The sequence below is a fragment of the Massilia sp. BHUDP2 genome, assembly GCF_046236355.1.
GTDB classification, from domain to species: Bacteria; Pseudomonadota; Gammaproteobacteria; order Burkholderiales; family Burkholderiaceae_D; genus Telluria; species Telluria varians.
In genome coordinates, this window is record NZ_JBJUVW010000001.1 from 832423 (window position 1) to 844386 (window position 11964).

The 11964-nt window shown below is 65.4% G+C and carries 8 protein-coding genes; 6 read left to right on the forward strand and 2 right to left on the reverse strand.

What is annotated here, in order from left to right; genetic code table 11:
• Positions 1-81 precede the first annotated feature (81 nt).
• Entirely contained in the window at positions 82-1353 is a 1272-nt protein-coding gene (locus ACK6C6_RS03665) for an ROK family protein (RefSeq protein ID WP_409265947.1), read from the reverse strand.
• Positions 1354-1910: 557 nt separating this feature from the next.
• Here ACK6C6_RS03665 and ACK6C6_RS03670 point away from each other — a divergent pair.
• The 5 genes from ACK6C6_RS03670 (at position 1911) to ACK6C6_RS03690 (ending at position 8978) form a co-directional block, all read left to right on the forward strand.
• Positions 1911-4883 (forward strand): TonB-dependent receptor, encoded by a 2973-nt coding sequence (locus tag ACK6C6_RS03670; RefSeq protein WP_409265949.1) that lies wholly within the window; start codon positions 1911-1913, stop codon positions 4881-4883.
• 113 nt (positions 4884-4996) lie between these two features.
• Complete coding sequence (locus ACK6C6_RS03675; protein WP_409265950.1) at positions 4997-5710, forward strand: SapC family protein; 714 nt, start codon at positions 4997-4999, stop codon at positions 5708-5710.
• Positions 5700-6713, forward strand: coding sequence for a cupin-like domain-containing protein (locus ACK6C6_RS03680; RefSeq protein ID WP_409265952.1), 1014 nt, complete (start codon positions 5700-5702; stop codon positions 6711-6713). Before ACK6C6_RS03675 ends, ACK6C6_RS03680 begins: the two co-directional genes overlap by 11 nt.
• A 127-nt stretch (positions 6714-6840) precedes the next feature.
• A complete protein-coding gene (locus ACK6C6_RS03685; RefSeq protein WP_409265954.1) occupies positions 6841-7944 on the forward strand; it encodes a phospholipase A in 1104 nt (367 codons plus the stop codon).
• A gap of 44 nt (positions 7945-7988) precedes the next feature.
• Positions 7989-8978 (forward strand): fumarylacetoacetate hydrolase family protein, encoded by a 990-nt coding sequence (locus tag ACK6C6_RS03690; protein WP_409265956.1) that lies wholly within the window; start codon positions 7989-7991, stop codon positions 8976-8978.
• Positions 8979-8981: 3 nt separating this feature from the next.
• On the opposite strand, the gene ACK6C6_RS03695 is transcribed toward ACK6C6_RS03690, so the two are convergent.
• Entirely contained in the window at positions 8982-10163 is a 1182-nt protein-coding gene (locus tag ACK6C6_RS03695) for a hypothetical protein (protein ID WP_409265957.1), read from the reverse strand.
• 235 nt (positions 10164-10398) lie between these two features.
• Here ACK6C6_RS03695 and ACK6C6_RS03700 point away from each other — a divergent pair, with 235 nt between their 5' ends.
• Complete coding sequence (locus tag ACK6C6_RS03700) at positions 10399-11550, forward strand: MraY family glycosyltransferase (RefSeq protein WP_409265959.1); 1152 nt, start codon at positions 10399-10401, stop codon at positions 11548-11550.
• Positions 11551-11964 lie beyond the last annotated feature (414 nt).

Sequence of the window (11964 nt, forward strand, 5' to 3'; positions counted from 1 at the left end):
TAGCAGCAAGATCATCCGGCACGAACGCGGAGCAGTCAACAATCACCGCGTGGGCGTTCGTAATTCCGGGCATTGCCCGAATTACCCCGCCAACCCTACGGGCTCCAGTCCAAACGGCCGCACCTGGCGCCCCGCCTTTTCCACCCGCCGCGCCATGCTCTGCAGGTCGAGCGGCCGGGTGAGCCGGTGGCGCGCCAGCGCCGCGGCACCGACCGCGACCGCATCCGCGCCGAAGCGCGAAGTGCGGATTTCCGGCGCAGTCAACATCGCGGCATCCGCGTAGCCGGCCAGCACCCGGCGTGCCGGCGCGATCAGGGTGTCGCCCAGGCTGAGCGCCGGCCCGCCGATGACGATCGCCATCGGGTCGAAGGCGGCCCAAAGATTGTTCAGCAGTACCCCGAGCTGTTCCCCGGCCGCGCTCACCGCCGCGCAGGTCTGCTGCTGTCCCTGCGCCACCTTCTCGAACAGCCGCTCGAGCGCCGCACGGCTCGGCTTCTCGGCGCCCAGCAATGAGCCCAGCCCGATCAGCGCGTCCGCGCAGCCGCGGCGCCCGCACGAGCAGCGCGGCCCGTTGGCCTGCAGGATCGCGTGCCCGACTTCGCCCGCGAAACCGTTCAGGCCGGTAAGCAGGTTGTCGCCGACGATCACGCCGGCGCCCACGCCATAGCCGATCGACAGGTAGACCAGCGGGTCGGTGCCCGACTGCCCGGTGAATTCGAACTCGGCCAGCGCCGCGACGTTCGCCTCGTTCTGCATGTACAGCGGCAGCTCGTCCAGCGGCGTGCCGGCAAAATGCGCGCGCAGCTGGCTGTCCACGTCGACGTTGCGCCAGCCCAGGTGGGGCGCATAGCGCAGCATGCCGAGCGTCTCGTCCACCCCGCCATGCAGGCCGACGCCGATGCCCAGCACCTGGCGTGCGCCGCTTGTCCCGGTCGAGCGCCCGAGCCGGCGCGCCAGCCGTACCAGCCCGCCAGCCACCAGCTTGATGCAGGACGCCGGGTCGGCGCTGTCGTCGTAGCTGACCACGCGCGTATCGAGCACTTCGCCGAGGAGGTTGGTGGCGAGCACGCGCGCTTCGTCCACGCCGATCTCCGCGCCGAGCAGGGCCAGCCGGCCCGGGTCGAGGTGCAGCGGCGTCGCGCGCCGGCCCACTTCGCCGGTGGCGATCAGCTCGCGCTCGGTCAGCCAGCCTTCGTCCACCAGGTCGCGCACCAGCATGCTGATCGTCGACTTGGTCAGCCCCAGCACCTCGGCCAGCGAGGCGCGCGACAGTCCGGGCTGGGTGCTGACCTGCCGCACCAGGGCCATCCGGTTGAGTTGCTTGAGTAATTGGTGGTCACCGGTGACGGGCATGGATCAATAAAGGTAAGTGAGTGTGAAGATTATGCAACACCGGCAGCAACATAAAAAAATATTTACGCATCTGGTTGGCCGGACGGAGCATGCAAGTATAACCACCTCCTTACAGAAATATCACTGCTCCAGAAGAACGCGAAGTCCTTGATTTTGTTATGAAATCGATTTCATAACTCTTCCGAAACATGTGACCGGAAGCTTCAATTGCTTGTCCCGGCGGTCGCGAAACCGTATCCACAGTGAATTTTTCCTGCCGAAGCATGGTGTTACAGCACACAGTTCGTTTGTTCGACGAATTGACTAATTCAAACATCGCCTTTACTCTTTCGTCAATATAAAAAGTCCGAGCGGCAATTCTTAAGCCAAGGCGACGCAGTATCTCGCACGCGGCACAACGGACACGGCCCCACTACAAAGTTCCAATCAGGTGTTTTCGATGACACCACCAGCGGCACGTTCCCACCCGGGCGCGGCCATATTTGTAGAAGAGAGGAGACACAGTGCTGCACACATCAAAAAAGGGTAATTCGCGCTACCCGGGTACCAAGCGTCGTTTGATCACCCTCGCCGTGGCGAGCGCATGCGCCACCCTGGTCGCTCAGGCCCATGCGCAGGAAGCGAACACCGCCGCGGTCGCCAACGCGGCCGATCCGGCCAACACCGCGGCCCCCACCGCCGCCAACACCGTGGTCGTGACCGGCATCCGCGCCAGCATGCAGTCGACGCTGAACCTGAAGCGCAATTCGGACGGCTTCGTCGATGGCATCGCGGCCGACGACATCGGCAAGTTCCCCGACACCAACCTCGCTGAAGCGCTGCAGCGCATCAGCGGCGTGTCGATCGACCGCAACCGCGGCGAAGGCGCCCTGGTCACCGTGCGCGGCGTCGGCCCGGACCTGAACCTGGTGCTGCTCAACGGCCGCCAGATGCCGACCGCGAACCTGGGCGACCAGTCCGGCCGCGCCTTCGACTTCAGCAACCTGGCGGCGGAAGCCGTGTCGCAGATCCAGGTGTACAAGAGCGTGCGCGCCGACGTCACCCCGGGCGGCATCGGCGCCACCCTGAACGTCATGACCGGCCGCCCGCTCGACCTCGGCAAGCAGGCCAGCTTCGGCGCCAAGGTGATGTACGACGAGTCGAACAACAACCTGCCCGACCAGAACAAGGCCAGGCGCTCGGCCACCCCGGAAATCTCCGGCCTGTACAGCAATACCTGGAACGACGGCATGTTCGGCCTGTCCGCCAGCGCCAGCTACCAGGAACGCAACATGGGCATCAACACGGCCGCCGTCATCAACGGCTGGCTGGGTCCGTTCAAGATGGGCGATACGAGCGACGGCGCGATCCCGCAGCCGAACAACCCGAACTTCGTCAACATCAAGAACCCGCCAAGCGGTAACGACCTGTACCTGTCGCCACAGAACATGTCGTACAAGATGAACGGCTACCAGCGCCAGCGCACCAACGGCCAGCTGACCTTCCAGTTCCGCCCGGTCAAGGAGCTGACCACCACCCTGGACTACACCTTCGCCGAGAACAAGCTGCAGCACCGCTACAGCGAGCTGTCGGCCTGGTTCGGCCACAACATGGACATCCAGGGCGCCCAGTTCAGCGGCGGCCCGCTGTCCTCGCCGCTGTACTACGAAGAGCGCTACACCAGCCCGCAGGACATCTCGATGAACGGCGGCGATTCCGCCCGCAAGTCGACCCTGAACTCGCTCGGCTTCAACACCCAGTGGCGCGCCACCCCGGACCTGACCCTGAGCTTCGACGCCCACCACTCGGTGGCCGAAGCGAAGTCGGACAGCCCCTACGGCTTCAACAACGACCTGGCCACCGCCAGCTTCAGCCGCGGCATCACGCGCGCCGATTTCACCAGCGAGATGCCGGTGCTGTCGATCCAGGGCGCCGACTTCATCGGCAGGCCGCACCAGGTCGCGGGCTCGTGGTTCCAGGATGGCCGCAACGAAATGACGCTCGACCAGGCCCAGCTGGGCGGCAAGCTGAAACTGTTCGAAAGCTCGGGCCTGAACTTCGGCGTGGCCTTCACCAAGAACAAGAACGAGTCGATCTTCCAGCAGGTGCAGCGCGATACCTGGGGCGGCACCGTGCCGGTCACGTCGAATGCCTATGACCAGAGCTTGTGGCACGCGGATAACCTGCGCAACTACTTCAGCAAGCTGGGCGGCGCGGACAATCCGGCCCTGTTCACCCAGATCCACCCCTTCGATTTCGAAGGCGTGCGCAACGCCGCCATCGCCATCACCGGCGACCGCGCCGGCTACACCCCGAGCCTGGCCAACCCGGCCTACGACCGCACCACGATCGAGAAGACCAAGTCGCTCTACTTGCAGTTCAACACCGACTGGGACACCGCGATGCCGATGCACACCGGGATCGGTTTCCGCTACGAGCAGACCCGCGTCTCGTCGACCGGCCTGACCAAGGTGCCGACCGGCATCCGCTGGATCTCGGAAAACGAGCTGCCGGTCGACTTCGGATCGCAGACCTTCGAGACGCTGGAAGGCAAGTACAACAACTTCCTGCCGAGCATTGACTGGGACATCGAGCCGCGCTCCGACATGAAAGTGCGCGCCAGCTATGGCGTGTCGATCGGCCGTCCGCGCTACGACCAGATCGCCGGCGGCAGTACCTACGGCACTACCGCCAGCGTCACCGGCGTGACGGTCAGCCGCGGCAACCCGGCGCTGGAGCCGGTCAAGTCCAAGAACCTGGACCTGTCGGCCGAGTGGTACTACAACAAGCAGAGCATGCTCTCGCTGGGCCTGTTCCACAAGAAGCTGACCGACTACACGGGTTCGACCGTGATCACCGAGGGTTCGCCGAGCGCGACCACGCCGGTGGGCGGCGCCTACTGGAATGCGGCGGTGGCCTCCGGCTGCTCGGTCTCGAACCGGATCTGCATCCGCAACTACATCCTGCGCAATTACGCCGGCCAGCCGGGCGTGACCTACACCGGCGACAACTCGGCCGGCGTGGCCCAGGGCACGATCACCGGGGTCGCGGGCAATCCGGCGCTGCCTTACCAGGTGTCCACCCTGGTCAACTCGCAGGGCGACACCCTGAAGGGCGCGGAGGTCAACTGGCAGCACATGTTCAACAACGGTTTCGGCTTCCAGGCCAACTACACCTACGTGAAGTCGGGCCTGACCTATGACGACCTGGGGGTGGGCAACCAGTTCGCGCTGGTTGGCCTCTCGGACTCGGCCAACATCGTCGGCATCTACGAAGACACGAACTGGTCGGTGCGCGCAGCCTACAACTGGCGCGACCGCTTCCTGTCCTCGACCGCCGACAACGGCAAGCCCAATCCGAGCTATGTCGAGCCCTACGGCCAGCTGGACCTCTCGATCGGCTACAACGTCAACAAGAACCTGAGCCTGTCCCTCGAGGCGATCAATGTCAACGACGCGACCCAGCGTGTCCATGGCCGCTCCGAGATGCAGGTGCTGCAGGTATCGACCGGCGGCCGCCGCTACATGGTGGGCGCCCGCTACAAGTTCTAAGTTCTTGGTGCCGGGCGGCACCCGCTGCCGCCTTTCCGACAGGCCGTCTTCGTGCGGCCTGTTTTTTTGACACGCATGGCTTTGTCCATGCGAAACTTAGGGCGGAGGAGACTATGAACCAATCCGTTTTGCTGCACAGCCTGGAACACAAGGACCTGCGCGTCATTGCCGAGCGCGGCGCCGCCTGGGGCGACGACGTGATGTTCAGCCTGACCTTCCCGCAGGAGTTCCGCCAGGTCCAGGCCCATTACCCGATCGTCTTTCGCGCCACCGGTGACGCCGCCGGCTACGAGGCGCTGGCGCTGTTCGGCTTCGAGAGCGGCGAGAACCTGTTCCTCGGCCCGCAAGGCTGGGATGCCCACTACGTCCCGCTGAACATCGAACGCCGGCCCTTCCTGATCGGCCGCCACGGCGACGAGCTGAACATCCACATCGACATCGATCATCCGCGCGTGAGCCGGACTGAGGGGCAGGAACTGTTCCTGCCCTACGGCGGCACCAGTCCCTACCTGGAACGCATCCATTCGGTGCTGCTGACCCTGCACCAGGGCCTGCAAGCCATGCCCGCCTTCGTGGACGCGCTGGTAGAGCACGCGCTGCTCGAATCCTTCGTTGCCGACATCGAGTTGAACGACGGCTCGCAGCACCGCCTGATGGGCTTTTATACGATCAACGAGGAGCGGCTGCAGGCGCTGCCGGGCGCCGCGCTCGAGCGCCTGAGCCGCGCCGGCCACCTGGAGGCGATCTACATGGCGGTGGCCTCGCTCGCCAACTTCCGCGACCTGATCGCGCGCCGCGAGCGTCGAGAGAGCCGCCATGCTGCCTGAACCCGCGCCGATCCGCGAGCTCGACGGCAGCGTACCGGGCGTGCTCAGCGACGCACTGCTGACCTCGACCGAACCGGTGGTGCTGCGCGGGCTGGCGTCGAGCTGGCCGATGGTCGCCAGGGCGCGCGCCTCGCAGCAGGAAGCGGGCGCCTACCTGCGCCGCTTCTACCGCGGCGAACAGGTGCTGGCCTTCTTGGGCGCGCCCGAGATGGCGGGGCGCTACTTCTACAACGAGGACCTGAGCGGCTTCAATTACGCCGCCATCAAGGCGCCGCTCGACAAGGTGCTCGAAGAACTGGAAGACCACAAGGACGACCTGCGCCCGCCCTCGGTCTACGTCGGCTCGACGATGATCGACCACTACCTGCCGGGCTTCCGTTCCGAGAACGACCTCGACCTGGGCGGGCGCGTGCCGCTGGTGAGCATCTGGATCGGCAACCGCTCGCGCATCGCCGCCCACTACGACGTGCCGGACAACATCGCGGTCGTGGCCGCAGGCCGGCGCCGCTTCACGCTGTTCCCGCCGAAGCAGGTGTCGAACCTGTACATCGGGCCGCTCGACTTCACTCCGGCCGGGCAGGCGATTAGCCTGGTCGACTTCGCCAAGCCCGACCTGGAACGCTTCCCGCGCTTCGCGCAGGCTATGGAGCAGGCCCGGTCGGCCGAACTGGGACCGGGCGACGCGCTCTTCATCCCCTCGATGTGGTGGCACCACATCGAAGCGCTCGAGCCTTTCAACGCGCTGGTGAATTACTGGTGGCGCCAGTCGGCGCCGCACATGGACTCGCCGGTAAGCAGCCTGATGCTGGCGCTGCTCACCATGCGCGAGCTCCCGCCCGCCCAGCGGCGTGCCTGGCAGGAGCTGTTCCGCCACTACGTCTTCGAAAGCGATGGCAGCGAGGCGGCCCATATTCCGCCACCGGCGCGCCGGATGCTGGCCCCCTTGGACGCGGATGGCGCCCGCGCGCTGCGCATCCAGCTGCTGAACAGGTTGAACCGGTAGGGCGGGCGGCTGCAAACGGTGCGCCATCATCCCGGGTTTTCCGCGACACTGCCGTTGACAAACCGTCATGTCATGGGCACGCTTGCCCCTGTCATTGCGTCCGTACAGCCGTTTCCGAAGAAAGCCCATGCATTTGAAGAAGATCCCCGCAGCCCTGCTGCCCGTCCTGCTCGCCACTCCAGCCTTCGCCCAACAGGCGACCCCAACGGTAACCCAGCAACTGGCCGACTGCACCAAGCTGGTCGACACCAGAGAGCGCCTGGCCTGCTTCGACAGCCTGGCCGCAGCCCATGGCGCCACGCCCGCCGCGCCCGCCGTCCTTGCCGCACCGGCCCAGGGGGCGGAGGTCGCCGCCGTTCCCGGCCAGCAGCCGACCGCGTTCCCGGCCAAGCCGCAGCCGAACCCGGCCGCTTCGGTCGATCCGGCGGTCGAAGCGGCCGCCGAGTACACCATGGACTCGCACTGGGAACTGAACGAGAAGCACCGCCGCGGCATCTTCGTGTTCCGCCCGCACCGGCCCAACTACCTGATCGCGACCCGTACCTACCGCCCCAACGAGGCGCCTTACGAACCTTTCCGTGCGGTCGACTTTACCGGCAAGCTGTCGCACGCCGAACTGCAGTACCAGCTCGGCTTCAAGATGAAGGCGGTCGAGACGGCCTTCGAGCTGCCGATCGACGTGTGGTTTGCCTACACCCAGAACAGCTTCTGGCAGGCCGACAACAGCGAAGCTTCCAGCCCCTTCCGCGAGACCAACTACCAGCCCGAGGTGATGGTGGTGACGCCGCTGAATTTCAGCGCCTTCGGCGCCAACCTGAAGTACCTGAACCTGGGCCTGGTCCACCAGTCGAACGGCCAGACCTCGACCCTGTCGCGCAGCTGGAACCGGATCTATGCCCAGGTCGGCATCGAGCGCGGCCGCTTCTCGATGACGGCGCGCGTGTGGAAGCGCCTGAACGAGCGGTTCGAGGACGACGACAATCCCGACATCATCGACTACATGGGCCGCGCCGAACTGTCCGGCACCTACCGGATGGACGGCCACGAGTTCAGCGCCATGCTGCGCCGTAACCTCTCGACCAGCAAGGGCGCGACCCAGCTCGGCTGGGCCTTCCCGCTGGCCGGCCCGCTCAAGGGCTATGTGCACTGGTTCTCGGGCTATGGCCAGAGCCTGATCGACTACAACTACTTCCAGCGCACCATCGGCGCCGGCGTCGTCGTTCGATACTGATCTGACGCTACAATGGCGGGTTCCCAACAGAGCCCGCTATCACCATGAAACTCGCCACGCTCAAGGACGGCACCCGCGACGGGATGCTGGTGGTCGTCTCGCGCGACCTGAAGACCGCCCACGTCGCCGACGGCATCGCGCCCACCCTGCAGGCCGCGCTCGACGACTGGGCTTTCATCGCGCCCCAGCTGGCCGAGCTGTCGCTGCTGCTCAATGATGGCCGCGCCCGCCGCCCCTTCGACTTCGATCCAAGCGCCTGCATGTCGCCGCTGCCGCGCGCCTACCAGTGGGCCGATGGCTCGGCCTACGTCAACCACGTCGAACTGGTGCGCAAGGCGCGCAAGGCCGAGATGCCGGCCTCGTTCTGGGAAGACCCGCTCATGTACCAGGGCGGCAGCGACGACTTCATCGGTCCGATGGACGACATCGTGCTGGCGCACGAAGAGTGGGGCATCGACTTCGAGGCCGAGGTGGCGGTGGTCACCGGCGACGTGCCGATGGGATCGACGCCCGACGAGGCGCACGGCCAGATCCGCCTGCTCATGCTGGCCAACGACGTCTCGCTGCGCAACCTGATTCCCGACGAACTGGCCAAGGGCTTCGGCTTCCTGCAGTCGAAGCCGGCAACCAGCTTCGCGCCGGTGGCGGTGACGCCGGACGAGCTGGGCGAGGCCTGGCGCGGCGGCAAGGTCCACCTGCCGCTGAGGTCGAGCTGGAACGGCAGGCTGGTCGGGCAGCCGGATGCCGGCACCGACATGGTCTTCAACTTCCCGCAGCTGATCGCGCACCTGGCCAAGAGCCGCAACGTGCGCCCCGGCAGCATCATTGGTTCGGGCACGGTGTCGAACAAGGATGCGTCGAAGGGCTACTCCTGCATCGCCGAGCAGCGCTGCCTGGAGAGCATCGAGTTCGGCGAGCCGGTCACCCAGTTCATGCGCTTCGGCGACACCATCCGGATCGAGATGCTGGACGAGAAGGGGAAGTCGGTGTTCGGGGCGATCGAGCAGGCGGTGAAGCGGCTGGAACGGTCGTAGGCGTTACGGCCCCGACCAAAATGAATCCGGCGCTCCTTCGCCACGCAAATCCACCTCCACCGGCCTGCTGATCCGCCGCAGCGTCTCCGCCGCCAGCAGCCGTCCGTCCGGCTCGTGCAGCCGGTACCAGAGGAAGGCCACGCCCGACAGGCGCAGGTGCTGGCCGGTGAACAGGTTTTCCTTCACGATGCTCATGCCTTCCAGCCGCAGCTCGGCGTCGAGCACCAGGCTGCCGGCGGTGCGCTCGCTGTAGCCGAGGAAGCGCGCGGCATTGAACAGCGGGCTCCTGTCGCTGGCTTCGCCGGCCTTGAGCGAGTCGACGAAGGCATCTACCACTTTCAGTTGCGCCAGCGCCGCCTGGCTGACTGCCGCCATTTCCTTCTTCTGCTCGCCCTTGGCGGCATCGAGCAGCGCCTGCAGCTCGGCGATGCGCTGGGCGTAGGCGGCGCGGTGGACGGCGAGGGCATTCAGGCGCCCCAGCAGTTTTTCGTAGCGTGCCCAGTCGAGTTCGCCCAGGTAGCCCGCCCCGAGTCCGCTGATGCGCTCCGGGCAGGTTTGCGCCAGGGCGCTGGCGAACAGGCTACGCGCCCCTTCGCCATAGCCGATCCCGGTTGCGCTCACGTCGCTGCGCAGCAGGGCGGCGATGTCGGCGCCCGCGCGCACCGTCGCCGGCACGATGGTGAGCACGGCCAGCGGCAGCGCCGCCGCGCCGGAGCCCGGCGGGCGCTGGGTGTCGAGGTAGCGCTGCAAGGCTTTGTTGCGCTCGGCCATGTCGCTGGAAAAGCGGGTGAGGGCGCTGTCGACGCTGCGCGCCGCCACCATGCCCTGGCTCGTGGCCGGATCGTAGAGGGCGGCAGTGCGGTTGGCAGGCAGGCGGGCGCATAGCGTGGCCGCAAGTTCGCGCGCCAGGTCGAAGGCGCGTACAAGGCCGGCCGCGCCGAACTGGCGGGTGTCGATGCTGCCTGTCAGCGGCTTGGACTGGGCTGGCGGCAGGCGCGCCAGCAGTTCGGCGCGTTCGGCTTCGGCCAGGGCCTGGCGGGCCTCGGCCTCGAGTTGGCGGGTGCGGAGCTCGGCCGGGTCGGCGGCGGATTGGGCCTGTGCGTCCCCCGCGGGAGAGGCGAACAGTACACAGAAAAGGAAGAAGAGCAGGGCGCGAGGCCGGTCGATGCAGCGGGTGAGGACCATGCCGGCTCCGGAGAACTTCGGTGAATAATTGCCACGAGTAAAAATGTAATGAATTGTCGAGAATATTAGAAGAAGTTTCAGGGTGATTGATTGCGAGATATCAACATCTCTAGAATCGAAAACTTGGCCCAACAGATCGAGCATGTGGACCGCCCAACAAGGAAACAGTCTGTAACACATTGGGAGTTGGTTAAATGGAAATGCGATAGAATTGACGAGTTAACAAACTGATTCTATGAGTATTATTACTTTGCCATTTGCCGGCCTTGAGCTTGGCTTCGCCGTGTCGCTCGCCTGTTCGCTGCTGCTCGTCATGACGACGCGCTGGCATGGACGTTATTCGCTCGACGCCACGCACGGCGTCCAGAAATTCCATGTCACCCCGACGCCCCGCATCGGCGGTGCCGCCATCATGCTGGGCCTGTGGCTGTCACTCGGCATACTGCCTGAGGCGCAGCAGGAGCTGCTGCTGCCGGTGCTGGTGGCCGCCATGCCGGCCTTCGTATTCGGCCTGGCCGAAGACCTGACGCGCAAGGTTTCGGTGCGCGCGCGCCTGTTCGCCACCATCGCCAGCGGCGTGTGCTGCTGGGGCCTGACCGGCGTCACCCTGCTGCACATTGGCATTGCCCCGCTCGACGTGATGCTGACCTGGCTACCGGCCTCGGTCCTGTTCACCGCCGTCGCGGTGGGCGGCGTGGCCAATGCCGTCAACATCATCGACGGCTTCAACGGCCTGGCCAGCGGCACCGTGCTGATCGGCATGGCAGCGCTCGGTATCATCGCCCAGGATGCCGGCGACCCCCACCTGGCCCAGCTGTGCTTCGTGGTCTGTGCCGTGACCGCCGGTTTCTTTCTTGTAAATTTCCCCTTCGGCAAACTGTTCCTCGGCGATGGCGGCGCCTACCTGCTCGGCTTCCTGCTGGCCTGGATGTCGGTAATGCTGGTCTACCGCAACCCGCTGGTGTCGCCCTGGGCGCCGCTGCTGGCCTGCGCCTACCCGGTCTTCGAGACCGTGTTCACCGTCGTGCGCCGCCTGTGGTACCGCCGTCATCCCGGCCACCCGGACAGCTGGCACCTGCACAGCCTGGTCAAGACCGCGCTGGTAGCACGCTTCCTGCACTCGCTGCCGGCGCCGCTGCGCAACGCCTCCGTCTCGCCGGTGTGCTGGGTGGTTGCGCTGGTGCCGGCCATGATGGCGGTGCGCTTCGCCGCCGTGCCGGAAGCGATGCTGCAGGGGGTGCTGGCCAGTTTCCTGCTGTACCTGTCGGTGTATGCCTTCGTGGTGTCGGCATGGTGGGCGCGCCGCCGACACATCAGACCCGCCGATCCGCTGCCTGGCGCCGTGCTGGGACAGGCCGATACGCCCCTGGCCCAGCGCGGGCCCTGAGATTTCCACTGTGCTTTGAAGTCGTCCCGGCCGGCGAAGTGCCCAGCTCACTTGCCCCGGCCCGGCGCCATGCGCGCCTGGGTGTGCGTGGCATCCATATCCTTTGCTGACATGTCTTTCCTGCGCCTTAACGGGAGCATCTACGCATGAGGCCTTTGCGCATTTGGCAAGTAAAGCAGAAACCCGGTGATCTGGAACACGAATTTAGTTGAAATATTTTTATATCAAATTGCCAATTTCTTTTGATTCTATTTCAACATATTGATGATCAGTTAATCAGGATGCAGTTCCGATAACTGTTCAAAAACTCACCAAAAATCACAGCAGTGTTACATCAGAAAATTCAATTTACCCAAGATGGATTGTCGGGTTTTGTACTCGTGGCAATCCCCTGCCGAGGGGGGATTTTCGAGT

What these genes read in the sequence shown, in the direction of transcription:
- ACK6C6_RS03665 (WP_409265947.1), bottom strand. Translation starts at nt 1,353, where the DNA reads ATGCCCGTCACCGGTGACCACCAATTACTCAAGCAACTCAACCGGATG.
- ACK6C6_RS03675 (WP_409265950.1), top strand. Translation starts at nt 4,997, where the DNA reads ATGAACCAATCCGTTTTGCTGCACAGCCTGGAACACAAGGACCTGCGC.
- ACK6C6_RS03680 (WP_409265952.1), top strand. Translation starts at nt 5,700, where the DNA reads ATGCTGCCTGAACCCGCGCCGATCCGCGAGCTCGACGGCAGCGTACCG.
- ACK6C6_RS03685 (WP_409265954.1), top strand. Translation starts at nt 6,841, where the DNA reads ATGCATTTGAAGAAGATCCCCGCAGCCCTGCTGCCCGTCCTGCTCGCC.
- ACK6C6_RS03690 (WP_409265956.1), top strand. Translation starts at nt 7,989, where the DNA reads ATGAAACTCGCCACGCTCAAGGACGGCACCCGCGACGGGATGCTGGTG.
- ACK6C6_RS03695 (WP_409265957.1), bottom strand. Translation starts at nt 10,163, where the DNA reads ATGGTCCTCACCCGCTGCATCGACCGGCCTCGCGCCCTGCTCTTCTTC.
- ACK6C6_RS03700 (WP_409265959.1), top strand. Translation starts at nt 10,399, where the DNA reads ATGAGTATTATTACTTTGCCATTTGCCGGCCTTGAGCTTGGCTTCGCC.